The following is a 17,637-nucleotide window of genomic DNA, read 5'->3' as shown; positions in this document are numbered from 1 at the left end:
TTTACGGGCGCTCTACCGCCAGCGCCACACCCTGCCCGCCGCCGATGCACAACATCGCCAGCCCCTTGTTCACCCCGCGGCGCTGCATTTCGTACAGCAGCGACACCAAAATACGACAGCCGGACGCGCCGATCGGATGCCCCAGCGCGATCGCCCCGCCGTTGACGTTGACCCGCTCCGCCTCCCAGCCCAGTTCTTTGCCCACCGCCAGCGCCTGCGCGGCAAAGGCTTCGTTAGCTTCGATCAGATCGACCTCCTCCAGCCGCCAGCCGGCTTTCTCCAGGCAGCGGCGCGCGGCCGGTGCCGGGCCGATGCCCATGATCGCCGGATCCACGCCCGACGAAGCGTAACCGGCGATGCGCGCCAGCACCGGCAAGCGCAGTGCGGCGGCTTTTTCCGCGCTCATCAGCAGCACCACGGCGGCACCGTCGTTGAGCGACGAGGCGTTGCCGGCGGTCACCGTGCCTTCCTTGCGAAACGCCGGGCGCAGCCGCGCCAGCGCCTCCAGGCTGGTGTCGCGCGGCTGTTCGTCGTGCTTAACAAGCAACGCCTCCCCCTTCGGCTTCGGCACCGTCACCGGCGTGATCTCCTGCGCGAAACGCCCGGCCTGCTGCGCCGCCTGCGCCTTCTGCTGCGAGCGCAGCGCGAACCTGTCTTGTTCTTCTCTACTGATGGCGTATTTCTCCGCCAGGTTCTCGGCGGTGATGCCCATGTGATAGTCGTTGAAGGCGTCCCACAGGCCATCGTGGATCACGCTGTCCACCATCTGCGCGTGACCGAGGCGCAGGCCGGCGCGCGCGCCGGCCATCAGGTAAGGCGACTGGCTCATGCTCTCTTGGCCGCCGGCGATCACCGCCTCGGCGTCGCCGCTGCGGATCGCCTGCACCGCCAGATGCACCGCCTTCAAACCGGAGCCGCACACCTTGTTGATGGTCAGCGCCGGCGTCGTAACGGGCAGCCCGGCATTCAGCGCGGTCTGGCGCGCCGGGTTCTGCCCGCAGCCGGCGGTCAGCACCTGGCCGAGGATCACTTCATCGATCTGCTGCGGCGCCACCCCGCTTTGCGCCAGCAGCCCTTGCACCGCCGCCGTGCCCAGTTCCACCGCCGTCAACGGCGCCAGCGCGCCGTGAAAACTGCCGACCGGCGTGCGCGTTGCCGCCACGATCACCACTTCACGTTGTTGCACATTCACCTCCGTCTCAGAAACGCATTTCCGGCACTTGCTCCGGCACGATCAGCCGGCCGGCGGTTTTGGCGACAATCTCCGCCACGCTGACGCCCGGCGCGCGCTCGCGCAGCACGAAGGCGCCGTCTTCAATTTCCAGATAGGCCAGATCGGTCAATACCTTGCGGATGCAGTTGGCGCCGGTCAGCGGCAGCGTGCAGCGCGGCAGCAGCTTGGACTCGCCGCCCTTCGAGGCGTGGGTCATCACCACGATGATGTTCTCCGCCCCCGCCACCAGATCCATCGCGCCGCCCATGCCCTTGACCATCTTGCCGGGGATCATCCACGAGGCGATGTTGCCCTCAACGTCCACTTCAAACGCCCCCAGCACGGTTAGATCGACATGGCCGCCGCGGATCATGGCGAACGACTGCGCCGAATCGAAGATCGACGCGCCGAGGCGTGCGGTGACCGTCTGCTTGCCGGCGTTGATCATGTCTGCGTCCAGCTGCTGCTCGGTCGGGAACTCGCCCATCCCCAGCAGGCCGTTTTCCGACTGCAGCATCACGTCCATGCCCGCCGGCACGTAGTTGGCCACCAGCGTCGGGATGCCGATGCCCAGGTTGACGTAGTAACCGTCCCGCAGCTCTTGCGCCACGCGCTGCGCCATTTGTTCACGGGTAAGCATGCAAATTCTCCTTATGCCCGCAGGGTGCGTTGTTCGATACGCTTCTCGAAGGTGCCCTGGATCAGCCGATCGACGTAGATGCCGGGGGTGTGGATCGCCGCCGGATCCAGCTCGCCCGGCGCGACGATCTCTTCCACTTCCACCACCGTGATGCGCCCGGCGGTCGCCATCAGCGGATTGAAGTTCTGTGCGGTGTGGCGGTAGATGACGTTGCCGAAGTGATCGGCCTTCCAGCCTTTAACGATGGCGAAATCGCCGGTGATGGCGGTTTCCATGATGTAAGGGCGGCCGTTGAACTCGCGCACCTCTTTGCCTTCGGCGATCGGCGTGCCGTAACCGGTGGCGGTGAAGAACGCCGGGATACCGGCGCCGCCGGCGCGGATCTTCTCCGCCAGCGTGCCCTGCGGCGTGAGATCCACCTCCAGTTCGCCGCTGAGCGCCTGCTGCTCGAACAGCGCGTTTTCGCCGACGTACGATCCCACCACCTTGCGGATCTGCTGGGTTTCCAGCAGCCGCCCGAGGCCGAACCCGTCGACGCCGCAGTTGTTGGAGACCACCGTCAACCCGCGCACGCCGCGCCGGCGGATCTCTTCGATCAGATTTTCCGGGATGCCGCACAGGCCAAAGCCGCCCGCCAGCACCGTCATGTTGTCCGTCAGGCCTGCCAGCGCTTCCTGGTAGCTGCCGACGCGTTTGTCGAGCCCTGCCATATCGTTGCCCCTGCATGTTGCGGCGCAGGGCGAAATGCCCTGGCTTGCGTGAGGGCATCTTCAGTTCACAAAAATGATTTGTTAATTTTGTTTTTATGCCGCATTCATTTAGAATTTTTATTAATCAGTCGTTAACCGACAATTAACAAAGAGTTAACGCCAGCCAAAATGAAAATGAGCATCAAACAGTTACGTGCGTTTTTAGCGGTAGCTCACACTCTGAACTTCGCCCAGGCCAGCGAGCGGCTGAATATTTCTCAGCCGGCGCTCAGCCTGGCGATCCGTGGGCTGGAAGACGCGCTGGGCGGGCCGCTGCTGCTGCGCACCACCCGCCGGGTGACGCTGACGCCGGAGGGGGAAAGCTTCTTCCCGATGGCGCGCCAGCTGCTGGCGGATTGGGACAACGCGGAAGAGGCGATGCGCCAGCGCTTCACCCTGCAGATGGGCAAGGTGGCGATCGCCGCCATGCCATCGTTCGCCGGCAACCCGCTACCGCCGATCCTCAAAGCGTTTCGCGATCGCTACGCCGGCATCAACGTGGCGGTGCACGACGTCATCAACGAACAGGTGTTTGAAATGATCCGCGAAGGGCGGGTGGAGATGGGCATCGCCTTCGAGCCGGAGCCGAGCGACACCCTGCACTTCACCCCGCTGTGCCGCGATCGCTTTCTGGCGGTGGTGCCGAAGGATTCGGCGCTGGCGCGCAAGGCGCAGGTGAGCTGGAAGGAGCTGCTGACGCTGGATTTCATCACCCTGCAGCGGCCATCGGCGGTGCGGCTGCTGCTGGAGCAGGAGCTGGCCCGCAGCGGGCGAACGCTGGAGGTGGCGTTTGAAAGCCACCAGCTGGTGACGGTCGGGCGCATGGTGGCCAACGGCCTCGGCGCCAGCGCGGTGCCGGCGCTGTGCGAGAAACAGATGGATGAGCTGGGGGCGGTCTGCGTGCCGCTGATCGGCCCGATCATCGAACGGCGTGTGGGCCTGATCCGCCTGGCGCAGCACCAACTCTCTTCCGCCGCGCAGGCGCTGGCGACGGTGATCGAACGGGAAATGGCGGGGAGTGGTGGGCAGCCTGCGCTTAAACCGTAAACCCGACGTGCTTGCCACCCGGCAGCTCAACGTCCAGGCGCAGCGTGCCGCCCATCGCTTCCACGTAGCGTTTCAGGGTCGAAATCTTCAGCTCATTGCCGCGCCCTTCAATGGCCGCGACAGAAGGCTGGGAAATACCCAGCGTTTTCGCCAGTTCCTGTTGGGAAATATTCAGCGCTTCCCGCAGCTGGTGCAGGTGCGCTTCAAACAGCATCTCTTCGGCCATTTCCTCGATGTGCCGGCGGCTCTCCGGGGTGCGGGAGGCCAGCAGTTGCTTTAAGGTGCTCATGGGTTACTCCTTGCAAACTCTTTCGTTGTCATTACCGTCCACATGGCATCGCCTGATTATAGAGTACAATCTATGACAAGACGATAGACCGGAATATATAATTTTCTCCAGACCGCCATTGGCGTTTTGCCTGGCAGCTCGAAAAAACAGTGGTGATTGCCTTGCGGCTTGAGCATGGAATGCGACGAGATACGGGAACAGCGGAATCAGTATCGAACAGAGAAGAAAACATGCGGATTTGACGAGGCATTAAAGCACGCAACCCGGCGTTTTTATTTTTGAATATATATAAAAGAAATAAAATCATTTTTCATATCAATCAATAGATTGCACCCAGCATCCATTTGCCTTTCCATCTTGTGAGCGAACGCAAAAGATTGTGACAAAGTGGGTTAATCATGTCTGAACTTTCGCTATGGTGTTTTTTTCATGTTTTAACGGATTAAAACCATGGCCACAACTCAAGGAAACGCCAGAAAACTTACGGCCGGTGAACACCGATTTTATCTCTCTTTGCTATGCGCACTGCTACTGAACGGCTGTCAATCCACTCACCCCTGGTACCGTCCGTTGGATGTCTCGCTCAAAGACAATCAACCTTGCTTTGCAGTGCCTATCAACAGCGTTCGCAGCGGCGACAGCCTGCAAAACCGGGGAGTGATTGTCTCACGGCAGGAACAACAGCAAGGGCATATCGTCTGGACCTCACCAGAAGTCACTCCGTTGCCTGACCTGAAACCAGGGCAATGCGTCACTTATCCGCAGGTAAACTGGGCTGCGGGAGAATACTCGGTCTTGCTCGGCGTCTCGATGAATAACGATAAGGAAAGGCGTAAATACATGAGAACCTTTACTTTGAGCATCGAGCATAATGGAAAGACACTATTACGTAGCGATCATTAAGCTACCCATCATTGTATTTTCAGATGATACTTCGGCCGCGAACAGGAGTGCGCCAAGATCGCGGTGAAGGGGTACAGTCATTTTGCGGCAAGTACTGCGGCGGGGATTGGGGGGGGTGAAGGTGGTGCGATGTTAGCAATGACAGCTTGTAGTATCGTCTTAGGCGCCTCCACATTTGGTACCGGTATTTTAGCTTGTGGTATAGCAGGCGCTGCTCTGGGTGGCGCAGCTGGCAGTTGGGGTGGCGGTGCAGCCGCCGACAGCATTACTGGTTTCATTTTTGGTGAATAATGAAAATCGCTATCGTTCTGTTCTTCACTCTGACATTGATTAGTGCCCTGGTTCAGTACTTTTACTATCGGCGCTATAAAGACGAATTTTCTAAATTCTATCAACGCTATGTGCAAAGCACCCACCCCCTGCCTCCATTTGTCATCTTCGCGGATAACCTTGGTTTGCTCGGTGTATCTATCAAAGCGCAATGGTTCCGTTGGATATTGAATGGCAGAAAAATAAAGATAGGGAAAAACGCTTTTCTGAGCCCAAAAACCTACGAATTCGTGAATGAAAACACATCTCAACGCCTCAAAAACTGGCTTCGAAAAGACTTCATCTTAAGCGTGCTGAAAATGGGGTGTTTGACGTTGATGTGTATCTTTGCTTTTTTAAGCAAGGCATAACGCCCCTTGAACCTTAGCCGGTGGCTTATGAAAACAGCATCACTTATTGCAGCCGTGCTGCTCTTACTTTGTTGGCTTGTTCAATATATTTACTCTCGTCGCTATAAACGTGAGTTCGATGTTTTTTATCAACGCTATACCCAACAGGGCCACTTTGTCCCTGCTCACGTCACGATTGCCGATGGCCTTGGCTCTTTAGGTACCTCCATCAAAGTCCAATGGTTCAGATGGATCCTTTGCGGCAAGGAAATCAAGGTGAAGAAAAACCAATATCTTCCCGCCAAGACCTATGAATTTGTTCGTCTTTCATCATCTGAACGCTTGCAGACCTGGATGAAAAACAACGGCACGCTTTTGGCGCTGGAAGGCGTGCTCTTCATCATGGCATTGATCTTTATGATAATAGCGAGAATGTCGTGATTCAGGCTGCTCGATGAAAACCCTTGCCATATTATGCTCAACGCTGCTGGTTTTAAGCGCCTTCATCCAGTTCATTGGTTACCGTCGCCATAAAAAAGAGTTTGACGCTTTCTATCAGCGTTACGCCGGCAGCGGACATTTTATTCCGCCCTACGTCGCCTTTGCCGACGGCCTCGGCATGCCAGGTACCTCATTGAAGGCACAGTGGTTTCTTTGGATCCTGAAGAGGAAAAAAATCAAGATTAGGAATCAGGTTTGGCTCGATGCGAAAACCTACGACTTCGTGCAAAAAACCACCTCTCCTGAGCTACAGAAGTGGCTGGCAATGGACTTTATACTTTTGCTCGTAGAGGCCATGATTACCACCGTGGGCTGTATTTTTATTTACCTCATCAATCATCAAAGTTGAGCAGACGCGTTGCTCCCCTCCACCGCCTGCACCGCCGCCTTCTGCGTGGCGCGCTGATATAAGCACAGCTCCCTGCCCGGCTTGTTTTTCATAAACGGCTGCGGGTAGCGCCCGCCGATAAACAGCGCCGAATAGCCGACGTCATCACCGTAGTGAACGATCGCCCCTTCTACCCTGGCGTTTTTTAGCCCGCTGGCTTTCAGGCAGGCGGCGCGCATCGCCCTTTCGCTCTCGGCCCACGCCTGTGGGGAAGACGCGGTGGCGTTGAACGTGGCCAGCGCGGCGATAAGCAGCCCTATTCTCTTCATCGTTATCTCTCCTTCAACGGCCCGTTTCGCCAGTATAGACCGTGCCGGCGCGGCCAACCCGCCAACACCGCCGTACTCTTTACGGCATTTTTATTCCGCGCCCCGTTAACGTTACGGCGTTTTTACAGACAGTTTTTGCCGCCGCAGATACCCTTTTCACATCGCCGCTATGGCCTTACAAGAGAGTTGTCCCATGCGTTTATCCCTGCCTCTGGCCGTGACCGGCCGTCGTTCTGGAGCGCGCCATGCATGCTAATATCATCGGCTTCAATCCGCTGCTGGCGGAGCTGCCCGCTTCGCCAACGCGCGCCTTCCACAAAGAGCTGGAACACTACCTGCAGCGCTATCCGCAGACCGAACAGCTGGATATTTATCTGCACGATCTGAACGGCCAGCTGCGCGGCAAGCGGCTGCCGATCGCCGAAGCCTTTGGGCTGGAGAAAGGCTGCTACTTCCCGCTGTCGATCTACGCCCTGGATCTGCACGGCCGGGTGATTGAAGAAAGCGGGCTGGGGCAACGGGCGGGCGAGCCGGACCGTCTGTGCCTGCCGGTGCCCGGCACGCTGCGCCCCTGCGCGCGCGATCCCGAACGCCACGCCCAGCTGCTGCTGACGATGCAAAACGCCGACGGCGGCGCCTGCGAGCTGGAGCCGCGCGTGGTGCTGCAACGGGTGCTGAAGCGCCTGCACGAGCGCAACTGCTTCCCGGTGGTGGCGGCCGAACTGGAGTTCTACCTGCAGGATCCGCAGCACCCCGCCGAGGCGGAAACCTGCCCAACGCAGAGCTTCGCTGTGGATGCGCCCGAGCGCCACCATGCGCTGCTGAGCGACATCGAACGGCACGCCCGCCTGCAAAACCTGCCGTTGACCGGCGTGGTGGCCGAAGCCGCCTCCGGCCAGTACGAGCTGAATCTGCATCACAGCCGGCGCGTGCTGGAAGCCTGCGACCAGATCATGGCACTGAAACGCCTGACGCGGCAGATTGCCGAGCAACATCACCAGCACGCCTGCTTTATGGCCAAGCCCTGCGCCCACGCCGCCGGCAGCGGGCTGCATTTCCACATCAGTTTGCAGGACGAGCACGGCGAGAACCTGCTGACCGGCGCGCCGGGCGAACTGAGCGACAACATGCAGCAGGCGATGGCGGGCATGCTGGCGCTGATGCCAGCGTCGATGGCGATCCTGGCGCCCAACATCAACGCGTTCCGCCGCTTCCGCCCTGGCATGCACGTGCCGCTGCGCGCCTCTTGGGGCCACAACAACCGCACGGTGGCGCTGCGCCTGCCCTGCGCCGACAGCGCCAACCAGCGCATCGAATACCGCCTGGCCGGCGCCGACGCTAACCCCTATCTGGCGCTGGCGGTGATGCTCGGCGGCCTGCTGCACGGGCTGGAAAATCCGCTGCCGCTGCCGCCCGCCGCCAACGGCTGCGAGAGCGACAACGCCGCGCCCTTGCCGCTCGGCCAGCAGGAGGCGCTGGCGCTGTTCCGCCACAGCGATCCGCTGCGTGAGCTGCTCGGCCCGGCGTTCTGCACCCTGTGGCACACCTGTAAAAGCGCCGAACTACGCCGCTTCGAGGAACAGGTCACCGCCGCCGAACTCGGCTGGATGCTCTAACCACCCGGTTCATTAACCTAAGGATAATCATGAATATGCAACCGCAACGGGCGCCCGTGCAGCCGCTGCTCTGCTGGCGCAAAGGCGTTTTTCATATCAGCACCGATCGGCAGCTGTTGGATATCGAGGCGATCCAGCGTTTCCTCAGCCTGCCGGATCGGGCGGCGGCCGAGCGCCTGGTGCACCACGGCCTGTGCTTCGGGCTGTATCGCAAGCGCCACCTGCTCGGCTTCGCCCGCATGGTGACCGATTACGCCACCTTCGCGTCGGTGAGCGAACTGTTCGTCAGCGCCGAGTACCGCGGCGTCGGGCTGGGAAGCTGGCTGACGCGCTGCTGCCTGGCGCATCCGGCCTTGCGCGGCCTGCGCGTCACGCTGCCCGCGCTGCAGGCGCCCTGGCGCGCCGATGGTTCGGCGCACGCCCTGCGCGCCCTTCACTGATAAGGAGGCCCCCATGTCTCGTTTGGTGCTGATTTCCAACAAGCAGTGCGACGGTAAGGATCTGGCCTGCGCCGGCCAGACGCTGGCGGCCGACGCCGAGCCGGGGCTGTGGCTCGGCTGGAACGGCGACGTGCAGAATTTCGCGCAGCGCCCGATCAGCTGCCGGCAGCGCGCCGGTTACGATCAGGTGACCTTTCCGCTGTCGATCGAGGAGTTCCGCCGCCACTATCAGGGCTATTACCACGACGGCCTGTGGCCGGTGTTCCACAACCAGCCGGAGAAGGCGCATTTCACGCCGGAAAACTACCGCGCCTACCGGCAGCTGAACCGCCGTTTTGCCGATATCGCCTGCGAGCACCTGTGCCCCGGCGACATCGTCTGCATCGACGACTACCAGTTGCTGCCCTGCGCCCAGGCGCTGAAGGAGCAAGGGCTGCTGAACGCCTGCGCGTTCTTCTTCCACCTGCCGTTCCCGTCGGCGGCGCTGCTGCGGCGCATCCCGGAACATCGCCAGCTGATCGCTTCGCTGCTGTTCTACGATCTGATCGGCTTTACCACCACGGACGATCGCAACGCCTTTCTCAGCTGCCTGGCGGCCGAGTTCCCGCTGGAGATGCTGCCCGACGATCAGATCCAGGCCAACGGGCATCTGTTCGCCACCGGCATTTTCCCCGCCGGCATCAACGGCAGGCAGGTTTATTGATTTACGGCGGCGCGCCCCCTTCAGGCGCGCCGTTTTATTTCGCCGCGATTTATTTTTACCGCCTTTATTGCCATCACCATGCGTTATTTCATTTTCCGGATATAGCGATTAAAAAATGAATATTCATCCTGTTACATATCAACCGTAAAAACCCTATTCCACCAATTGCTTTTTATTAGTGAAACACATTACCCTCTCCCTGCCATATTTAAACCGAGGAGGGCCCCATGGGCGATGAAAGTTTTAGTTTTACGCTAATGCTATTGGGCGTCTTTCAGTAATGCCATCCAGGTTGCATTCTGAAAGACACGGAATGCGGCAACTGCTCCCCTTCTGACGGCCTTTCCCGCTCTGCCGGCCCACCCATCGCCCCGCTGCGAAAACAACGTCTGTCTCAACCGCTACGGCGGTATTTATCTGGTGTCGCCGGGCATATTCCCCGAGCGCCGACGGATTTCTTATGGGAAAAATAAGGTATTGCGTTATGCAAAATAACCGGGGTACATCTATTTTCAGAAAGTCTTATTTAAACGACTTTATCGTTATCGCCATCGGTGTTTTTTTCATTGCCTTTTTTATTCGTGCCTGGGGTGACATGCACGGTGACTTCAATGAACAAAACGTCTCTGCCATCAGTCTTGATGCCTGGAACCTGCTTTATTATTCGCTCAGAACCAGCATGCGCTTTCTCCTCGGCATGGCCTGGTCGCTGCTGTTTTCTGTGGTATTCGCCGTGCTGGCCGCGCGCTATACGCCGCTGCGCCGGGTGATCCTGCCCTTCGTCAACTTTATGGAGTCGGTGCCGCTGGTGGGGTTCCTGACCTTCACGACCGTGTATTTTCTCAACCTCTACCCGCACAGCGCAATGGGGCTGGAGTGCACCGCCATCTTCGCGGTGTTTACCGGCCAAGCCTGGAACATGATGCTGACGCTGTATCAGACGCTGCGCATCGTGCCCAAGGAGCTGGATGAAGCCGCCCGCAGCTTCAATTACAACCCGTGGCAACGCTTCTGGCGGCTGGAGTTCATCTATTCGGTGCCGGGCCTGCTGTGGAACGCCATGGTGTCGCAATCCGCCGCCTGGTTCGCCCTGGTGGCCTCCGAAGCCATTCCGGTCGGCGATCGCTCGGTCGAACTGCCCGGCGTTGGCTCCTACATCGCCGAAGCGCTGGCGCAGCAGAACGTGCCGGCGATCCTGTATGCGATCGTCGCGCTGGCCGCCAACATCGTGCTGCTCGATCAGCTGGTTTTCCGCCCGCTGGTGCGCTATACCGCGCGCTTCAAATACGAAGACGTCACCGCCAGCCGGCCGCTCGGCAATCCGTGGTTCTACAACAGCCTAGCCTTCTCGCACGTCGGCGCGGCGCTCGGCCGCACGCTGCGCGCGCTGGCTGACCTGTGGCTGTTCAAGCTGCCGCGGCTGTGGTACGCCCTCGGCCTGCACCGCCTGTTCAGGCTCGCCGCCAAGGGGAACTGGCTGTGGCGCAGCCTGTGGTATCTCGGCGTGGTGCTGGCCTGCGTCTGGTTCGGTTACCGGCTGTGGGAATACTTCCCCAAACAGTACTTCGCGATGCTGCCGGAATGGATGCTGCTCACCACCGCGCGCGTGGCCGCGGCCATGCTGCTCAGCGTGGCGATCTTCACGCCTCTGGGGGTGTGGATCGGCATGAATCCGCGGCTGGTGAAGATCTTCCAGCCGATCATCCAGATCCTGGCGGCCATTCCGCCCAACATTTTCTACCCGCTGATCGCCGCCTTCATCGCCATTTATCATCAGGATCTCGGCTGGTGGGCCATCCCGATGATCATGCTGGGCACCCAGTGGTACGTGTTGTTTAACGTGATCGCCGGCGTTTCCGCCATTCCAACGCAGATCACCGAAGTCAGCGAAACCTTCGGCATGCGCCGCTTCCGCTGGTGGCGCTACTACATGCTGCCGGCGATCTTCCCCTACATCGTGACGGGCATCATCTCCGCCGCCGGCGGCGCCTGGAACAGCGCCATCGCCGCCGAGGTGATCCAGTGGGGCAGCACCACCCTCAGCGCCACCGGGCTGGGCGCGTTCATTTCCGTCGTCACCGACGCCGGCAAGAACCCGGAGTCTGCGCTGGGCTGCGCCGCCATGTGCGCGCTGGTGGCGCTGTGCATCATCTTCGTCTGGCAACCGCTGTATCGCATCGCGGAAACCAAATTCAAATATGACTGATCAAGGGGGAACCACATGGTGACTCAAGACGTGATTATCAGCGCCCGCCGGCTGAACAAGACGTTTATCGGCGAAAACAAGCGCCCCAAACCCGTGCTGCACGACGTGACGCTGACCGTGCACGCCGGCGAGTTCGTCACCATTCTGGGGCAATCCGGCTCGGGCAAGTCCACGCTGCTGCGCATGCTGGCCGGGCTGATCCCAGCGGACAGCGGCACGCTCACGCTGGCGGGCAAACCGGTCGACGGCCCGAGCACCAACGTCGGCATGGTGTTTCAGTCCTACGCGCTCTATCCCTGGCTAACGGTGTACGACAACATCGCCTTCGGGCTGCTGGCGCAACGGCTGCCGCCGCAGACGATCGCCGAGCGGCTGGGAGCGCTGCTGCGCCTGGTGGGCCTGACCGGCTATGAGCACGCCTGGCCGCGCGAGCTCTCGGGCGGCATGCGTCAACGGGTGGGCTTCGCCCGGGCGTTGGCGGTAGAGCCCGACCTCTTGCTGCTGGACGAACCCTTCTCCGCCCTCGATATCTTTACCGCGCAAAAACTGCGGGGCGACCTGCTGGCGCTGTGGGGAGACAACCGGCTGCGCACGCGCGCCATGGTGATGGTGACGCACGACGTCGAAGAAGCGGTGCTGATGTCCGATCGGGTGCTGATCTTGGACGCAACCAGCAAACGGATCGACGACGAATTCAGCGTCAACCTCCCGCGTGCGGCGCGCAACCGGGAAAGCCTGCGGCACCTCACCGATCGGATCCGCAGCTGCCTGTACAAAAAAATCGCGCAAGCGCAATCGGCCGGTTAACGGCCCTGTTTTCATCCACTTGGGGAACTGAAATGAACCATAAAAGCGTGCTGATGACGCTGCTCATCCTGCTGCCGGCCGCCGCCAGCGGCGCGGAAATCGTCAATAAAGACGGCAATAAACTGGATCTGTACGGCCAGCTGAACGGCGTGCATTACTTCAGCAGCGACGCCGACAATAACGGCGACCGCTCCTATACCCGCTTCGGTTTCAAAGGCGAAACGCAGATCGGCGACGCGCTGACGGGGTATGGGCAGTGGGAATATCAGGCAGGGCTCGATCAGCCGGAAAGCACCGGACCGGGCGACAGCTATACCCGCCTGGGCTTTGCCGGATTGACGTTCGGCCCCTGGGGCAGCCTGGATTACGGCCGCAACTACGGCCTGCTGTATGACGTGGCCGGCTGGACGGACGTGCTGCCTGAATTCGGCAACGACAGCTACGAAGCGGCCGACAACTTTATGACCGGCCGCGCCAACGGCCTGCTGACCTACCACAACCGCAGCCTGGGCGGTCTGGTCGACGGCCTGGATCTCGGCCTGCAATATCAGGGGAAGAATCGGGGGGACGACGCTCAACGGGCGAAGGATATCCAGACGCAAAACGGCGATGGCTACGCCTTTTCCGCCACCTACGACACCGGCGTGGGGCTCAACGTTGGCGCCGCCTACGCCAACTCTGCGCGCACGCTGGCGCAACAGCGCTTCGGCCTGGCTGACGGCGATCGCGCCCGGGCCTGGACGCTGGGGCTGAAATACGACCAGGACAACCTCTACCTGGCGGCAAGCTACGCGCGCACCGAGAACATGACCTACGTCGACGGCGATCGCTACGCCGGCTTCGCCCCTCGCGCGGACGCTATTGAGGCGGTCGCGCAGTATCACTTCGATTCCGGCGTCACGCCCTCGCTGGCCTACCTGCAAACGCGCGGTCGCAACCTGCCCGGCATTGGCGACGCCGATCTGGTCAAATACCTGGATCTGGCACTGAATTACAGCTTCAACGCCAACATGTCGACCTACGTAGAGTACAAACTCAACCTGCTGCAACGGCAGAACGCCGTCGGCGCCGGCGCCGACGACATCGTCGAAACCGGCATCATGTATCAGTTCTGATCCCCATCCCGGCCGGAGGGCGCTCTCCGGCCGGTTCATGATTTAACTTTCGTCCGCCCCCTTATTCTCTCGTTTAACTCAGGTTTATATTTCCATAAAATGATGCCTATATTCATTCTGGCACTTTCTGTTTACGCCCCGTTTAATGAATAAAGAAAATTTTCCCCGCATTCATATTAAATTACATTTTGCCGCCATAATTCGGCGTAACCACATTGAATAACAGGCTATGGCACGCGTATTATGGCCACACGAAAAATAACGGGAGAATGATATGGACGGCGACAGTTGGTTGTTTATTTTATTGTTGGAATCGCTGAGGTCACAGGAGCAATAGTCATCCCATTGCATCCTGAAAGTGTCAGGATATGAGTCAGTTATAGCATCCCTTCGCTTTACCCTTCAGCCTCTGGCCTGCGCGCATGCCGCACCGGCACGCCCGATGGGCTAACCCCTCCAGCATAAGCGTATTAACAGTCCGATAACGGTCAGGCTTATTTGCACCCGCATTTATTTTACGCCTGCCCGGCGAGAAATATCGGCCCTTTTTCCATGCTCATATTTTAATTGGGTGGAGACGGATCATGATGGTAAAAAAAACCACGCTGCTGACGGTCAATAACGTCAGCAAAAGCGTTCAACCTACCGGTAAAGAAAAACGTCTGGTGCTGAATGAAATCAATTTGCGCCTTTACGACAACGAGGTCGTCAGCATTTTGGGGCAGTCCGGCTCGGGTAAATCCACCCTGCTGCGCATGCTTTCCGGCCTGATCGCGCCGGATCTGGGCAGCGTGATGCTGGGGGATAAAAAAGTCTCGGGGCCGAATCCGCAGATCAACATGGTGTTCCAGACCTTCGCCATTTTCCCGTGGCTGAACGTCTACCAAAATATCGCCTTCGGGCTGCAGGCGCAGGATCTGCCGCCGCAGGTGGTCGAAACCCAGACGCTGAAAATGCTCGATCTGGTCGGGCTCACGCCCTACCGCGACGCCTACCCGCGCGAGCTTTCCGGCGGCATGCGCCAGCGGGTCGGCTTCGCGCGCGCGCTGGCGGTAGAACCGATGCTGCTGTTGCTGGACGAACCCTTTTCCGCGCTGGACGTCTATACCGGCGAACACCTGCGCAGCGATCTGCTGCGTATCTGGAGCACGCGCCAGATCAAAACCCGCTCCATCGTGCTGGTCACCCACAGCGTAGAGGAGGCGGTGATGATGTCTGACCGCATCCTCCTGCTGGGCGCCGGCACCCTCGACGGCTGCTATCACATCACGCAGCGCCGCGAGGCGCGCACCCGCGAGGGGATGCAGCCGCTGACGGACAAAATCAGCGAGACGCTCAGCCGGCAGATCGCCGCCGCGCACTGAGCGCCGCCCTGGACTGGCGGGACGGAACCCCGCCAACTTAACTACCTGTTTATCAAGAGTTACCCCACCACGGGTGGCTCATGATAAGCGGATAATACATCGAGTTATTATCATGCATTTCATTCATACACTGCTGACGCTGCTGACCGCGTCCATCCTGGGCGCGGCCATCGGCTACGAAAGACAGTTCCGCCAGCGCACCGCCGGGCTGCGCACCAACACGCTGGTGGCCACCAGCGCGGCGATCTTCGTCCATCTGGCCATGACCATCGACGGCAGCGGCGGCGCGGTGCGCGTCATTTCCTACGTGGTCTCCGGCGTCGGCTTTCTCGGTGCCGGGGCCATCATGAAGGAAGGGATGAACATCCGCGGCCTGAACACCGCCGCCACGCTCTGGGGCTCCGCGGCGGTCGGCGCCTGCGCCGGCTGCGGCCTGTACGGTGACGCGCTGGCCGCCACGCTGTTCGTGCTCGCCGCCAACACCCTGTTGCGCCCGCTGGTCAATATGGTCAACAAACAGCCCTTCAATGACGTTAACGGCGAGTCTACCTACCAGATTTGCGTCATTGCCTTCGAGCATGAGCAGCGTGGGGCGCTGGCCAAATTCAAACAGGTGCTGCAAGGGGAAAACTGCTTTATCTCGCATCTGGATATCGAACCCTTTGGCGACGACGACGTGGAGATCACCGCCACGCTGATGCCGGCCTCCGTCACCACGCCGGTGCTCGACCAGACCATCAATAAATTGCTGAACGACAGCATGATGAAACAGGCCTATTACAGCCGCATCGCCGGCTCCGGCTGATGCCTTTCACTTCCAGGGAGATCAAACATGAAAACCATGCCAAAGCTGGCGCATCTGACGATGTTCAAAGACATTGTCCACTGTGGAAGCTTGCACGAGGCCGCGAAAAAGCTGGCCATCTCGCAGCCGACGCTCAGCCGGGTGCTGAAAGAGCTGGAAATGACCATCGGCGCGCGGCTGCTGGAGCGCAGCAACCGCGGCGTGCGCCTGACGGCGGTCGGCGAGCTGTTTTACCGGCGGATAGACGCCGCCACCAATCAGTTGCTCAACGCGTTTGACGAGCTGCGCGGCCTGAGCGCTGACGGCGAGAAGCGCCTGCGGGTGGGGATGAGCGTCGATCCGCTGCTGTGCTACCTGCCTCAGGTGCTCGAAGGCTTCAACCGCCGCTACCCGCATACCCGGGTGACGGTGGTGGAAGACGGCCCGGAAGGCCTGCTGGCCCGGCTGCGAAACTGCGAGCTGGATTTGGCGGTCAGCAGCCTGAACGGCGCGGCGGGCGGCGCCGATCTGGCCATGCAGGCGCTGAAGAGCGAGCGCTTCTCGCTCTATCAGGGAGGCGATCTTACCGCAGCCGGGCAGCCGCCGGCCGAGGCCAAATGGGTGGTGCCGCGCTCCTGCTCGGTGGGGCATGCCGCCATCCGCGAGATCGCCGAACGCTACACGCCGCACGGCCAGATCGTCGAGACCGACTCCTTTCTGGCGACCTGGTGCCTGGTCAGGCAGCAGGGCTATATCGCGCTGCTGAGCGATCGGGTGGTCGCACACTACGCCCCGCAGCTGCACCTGCAGAAAATCCCGACGCAGGAGATCGACATCAGCGCGCGCTTTTACGTCTTTACCCGCCATGAGCCGGCCACGCCGCCGCTCAGCGCCGCGTTTATCCACCTGCTGCAGGCCATGCAGACGGCCTGAGAAGACAGGCTGCCGGAAACGTTCGGCACCCGGTAAGCGAACTGAAAAACAGGGGGTTAAAGCCTGCCGGTTATTCCGGGGGCCGCATTGGCAACAGCGGCAGCCTGGCGGTGATTGCCAATGCAGCAGCACAGAAAGGGATTATTACGCCCTCCTGTGCCCCCTCATCGGCAACCCGCACGACCATTACGCCATGACGGTTTTATAAAGCAATTCGTCGAGCGAGAAATCACTGCGCGCGCAGCTATCAGGTAATTCAGCCGGTTGTTCATGAGCCTTAAGCGCTTGCAGAATAAACGCGTGTATCAGCTCCCTACGGGGACCGTATTCTGCTTCTCCGGCTCTTTTTTTGACCGTCAACAAGGCATGAATTTCCGCTAACAACAATGGATCGCTCACCGTTCCAGCCAGCAGGTGATCGAAACGCATTGGCGGCACCCCTTTGCCCGCTTCTATCCAAAGGACGGCCAGCAATGGCCGCAGAACGTAGAAATATTTTTTTAGGCGCACTTCCTCGCCTTGCAAGTAGCCGCGGAAATTTTTACGCGCCATGGAAAGATAATGCCAGCGTGCTCGCGTTGCGGAAAACCACTCAGGTACGACGCCTTTCAGCGCCTCTACACTTTCAGCATCCTGCCGATAAACCACCGGTGAATCCAGCCATTCGATCAACGTCGGGTTAGCTCGCTTTAACAGGCCGAGCGACTTGCGCCATTCCCACCCGCAGACGTCGAGCTCATCATCTATCGGCAGCTCGATCACGTCACGCTGCGTCTCAACGCGCAAATACCATTCAGGCCGATGCACATACAAGAAACGCACGTCGTAATCACTGTCCGGCGAGGCGAATCCCCATCCACGGCTGCCGGACTCGCAGGCATATAACACTCTTACGTCATATCGCGCTTCTATTTCGCGCAACACCTTTTTTATTTTGACGCGCATTTCACTGCTGACGCCTTCTGTTTGTTCTTCCATGTCTTTATCCTTTTCCATACGTTGCCTAACGCA

General features: G+C 59.9%; 21 protein-coding genes. 15 read left to right on the top strand and 6 right to left on the bottom strand.

The window, feature by feature from the left end; genetic code table 11:
• Nucleotide 1: 1 nt before the first annotated feature.
• The 3 genes from AWX27_RS11470 to AWX27_RS11460 are packed head-to-tail and all read right to left on the bottom strand — an operon-like array spanning nt 2 to nt 2,563.
• Nucleotides 2-1,186, bottom strand: coding sequence for an acetyl-CoA C-acetyltransferase (locus tag AWX27_RS11470; protein WP_060422134.1), 1,185 nt, complete (start codon nt 1,184-1,186; stop codon nt 2-4).
• 13 nt (nt 1,187-1,199) lie between these two features.
• On the bottom strand, nt 1,200-1,853 hold the full coding sequence (locus tag AWX27_RS11465) for a CoA transferase subunit B (RefSeq protein WP_019453268.1): 654 nt from the start codon (nt 1,851-1,853) through the stop codon (nt 1,200-1,202).
• A gap of 11 nt (nt 1,854-1,864) precedes the next feature.
• Nucleotides 1,865-2,563 carry a CoA transferase subunit A gene (locus AWX27_RS11460; RefSeq protein WP_049212496.1) on the bottom strand — a complete coding sequence of 233 codons (699 nt, stop codon included), beginning with the start codon at nt 2,561-2,563 and terminating at the stop codon, nt 1,865-1,867.
• 168 nt (nt 2,564-2,731) lie between these two features.
• Between AWX27_RS11460 and AWX27_RS11455 the strand changes: the two genes are divergently transcribed.
• A complete protein-coding gene (locus tag AWX27_RS11455) occupies nt 2,732-3,649 on the top strand; it encodes a LysR family transcriptional regulator (RefSeq protein WP_060422131.1) in 918 nt (305 codons plus the stop codon).
• On the opposite strand, the gene AWX27_RS11450 is transcribed toward AWX27_RS11455, so the two are convergent.
• Complete coding sequence (locus AWX27_RS11450) at nt 3,639-3,938, bottom strand: helix-turn-helix domain-containing protein (RefSeq protein WP_060422127.1); 300 nt, start codon at nt 3,936-3,938, stop codon at nt 3,639-3,641. The genes AWX27_RS11455 and AWX27_RS11450 overlap by 11 nt on opposite strands.
• 450 nt (nt 3,939-4,388) lie before the next feature.
• On the opposite strand from AWX27_RS11450, the gene AWX27_RS25075 reads away from it, so the two are divergent.
• From AWX27_RS25075 to AWX27_RS11435, 5 genes are all read left to right on the top strand, one after another.
• Entirely contained in the window at nt 4,389-4,841 is a 453-nt protein-coding gene (locus tag AWX27_RS25075) for a putative T6SS immunity periplasmic lipoprotein (RefSeq protein WP_154618181.1), read from the top strand.
• Nucleotides 4,842-4,970: 129 nt separating this feature from the next.
• Complete coding sequence (locus AWX27_RS25375; protein WP_230200983.1) at nt 4,971-5,132, top strand: hypothetical protein; 162 nt, start codon at nt 4,971-4,973, stop codon at nt 5,130-5,132.
• Nucleotides 5,132-5,521 (top strand): hypothetical protein, encoded by a 390-nt coding sequence (locus AWX27_RS11445; protein ID WP_060422123.1) that lies wholly within the window; start codon nt 5,132-5,134, stop codon nt 5,519-5,521. Before AWX27_RS25375 ends, AWX27_RS11445 begins: the two co-directional genes overlap by 1 nt.
• A gap of 27 nt (nt 5,522-5,548) precedes the next feature.
• Nucleotides 5,549-5,941 (top strand): hypothetical protein, encoded by a 393-nt coding sequence (locus AWX27_RS11440; protein WP_060422119.1) that lies wholly within the window; start codon nt 5,549-5,551, stop codon nt 5,939-5,941.
• 13 nt (nt 5,942-5,954) lie between these two features.
• Nucleotides 5,955-6,350: a hypothetical protein gene (locus AWX27_RS11435; protein WP_060422116.1), complete on the top strand. Its 396-nt coding sequence runs from the start codon at nt 5,955-5,957 to the stop codon at nt 6,348-6,350.
• On the opposite strand, the gene AWX27_RS11430 is transcribed toward AWX27_RS11435, so the two are convergent.
• Nucleotides 6,341-6,658, bottom strand: a complete 318-nt coding sequence (locus tag AWX27_RS11430) for a hypothetical protein (RefSeq protein ID WP_060422113.1) — start codon at nt 6,656-6,658, stop codon at nt 6,341-6,343. The two genes, AWX27_RS11435 and AWX27_RS11430, sit on opposite strands and share 10 nt — an antisense overlap.
• Nucleotides 6,659-6,903: 245 nt before the next feature.
• Between AWX27_RS11430 and AWX27_RS11425 the strand changes: the two genes are divergently transcribed.
• The 9 genes from AWX27_RS11425 to AWX27_RS11385 all read left to right on the top strand — a co-directional run bounded on the left by AWX27_RS11425 (nt 6,904) and on the right by AWX27_RS11385 (nt 16,626).
• Nucleotides 6,904-8,274, top strand: coding sequence for a glutamine synthetase family protein (locus AWX27_RS11425; RefSeq protein ID WP_060422109.1), 1,371 nt, complete (start codon nt 6,904-6,906; stop codon nt 8,272-8,274).
• Nucleotides 8,275-8,303: 29 nt separating this feature from the next.
• Nucleotides 8,304-8,714: a GNAT family N-acetyltransferase gene (locus tag AWX27_RS11420; RefSeq protein ID WP_033636925.1), complete on the top strand. Its 411-nt coding sequence runs from the start codon at nt 8,304-8,306 to the stop codon at nt 8,712-8,714.
• Between the two features lie 13 nt (nt 8,715-8,727).
• Nucleotides 8,728-9,417, top strand: coding sequence for a trehalose-6-phosphate synthase (locus tag AWX27_RS11415; protein WP_060422105.1), 690 nt, complete (start codon nt 8,728-8,730; stop codon nt 9,415-9,417).
• 595 nt (nt 9,418-10,012) lie between these two features.
• Nucleotides 10,013-11,623: an ABC transporter permease gene (locus AWX27_RS11410; protein ID WP_230200982.1), complete on the top strand. Its 1,611-nt coding sequence runs from the start codon at nt 10,013-10,015 to the stop codon at nt 11,621-11,623.
• Between the two features lie 15 nt (nt 11,624-11,638).
• Entirely contained in the window at nt 11,639-12,430 is a 792-nt protein-coding gene (locus AWX27_RS11405) for an ABC transporter ATP-binding protein (protein ID WP_060422096.1), read from the top strand.
• Between the two features lie 32 nt (nt 12,431-12,462).
• Nucleotides 12,463-13,545 (top strand): porin, encoded by a 1,083-nt coding sequence (locus AWX27_RS11400; protein ID WP_060422092.1) that lies wholly within the window; start codon nt 12,463-12,465, stop codon nt 13,543-13,545.
• Between the two features lie 584 nt (nt 13,546-14,129).
• Nucleotides 14,130-14,909 (top strand): ABC transporter ATP-binding protein, encoded by a 780-nt coding sequence (locus AWX27_RS11395; RefSeq protein ID WP_060422087.1) that lies wholly within the window; start codon nt 14,130-14,132, stop codon nt 14,907-14,909.
• Between the two features lie 112 nt (nt 14,910-15,021).
• Complete coding sequence (locus AWX27_RS11390; protein WP_060422084.1) at nt 15,022-15,714, top strand: MgtC/SapB family protein; 693 nt, start codon at nt 15,022-15,024, stop codon at nt 15,712-15,714.
• Between the two features lie 27 nt (nt 15,715-15,741).
• Nucleotides 15,742-16,626, top strand: a complete 885-nt coding sequence (locus AWX27_RS11385; RefSeq protein WP_039567600.1) for a LysR family transcriptional regulator — start codon at nt 15,742-15,744, stop codon at nt 16,624-16,626.
• 186 nt (nt 16,627-16,812) lie between these two features.
• Here the strand turns inward: AWX27_RS11385 and AWX27_RS11380 are convergent, their stop codons facing one another.
• A complete protein-coding gene (locus AWX27_RS11380; protein ID WP_060422081.1) occupies nt 16,813-17,604 on the bottom strand; it encodes a nucleotidyltransferase domain-containing protein in 792 nt (263 codons plus the stop codon).
• Nucleotides 17,605-17,637: the final 33 nt, after the last annotated feature.

Origin of the sequence: Serratia sp. 2880STDY5682894 (assembly GCF_001537385.1) — a bacterium.
GTDB lineage: Bacteria > Pseudomonadota > Gammaproteobacteria > Enterobacterales > Enterobacteriaceae > Serratia > Serratia nevei.
The sequence above is the reverse complement of the archived record's forward strand: the minus strand, read 5'-3'. Positions and strand labels throughout refer to the sequence as shown.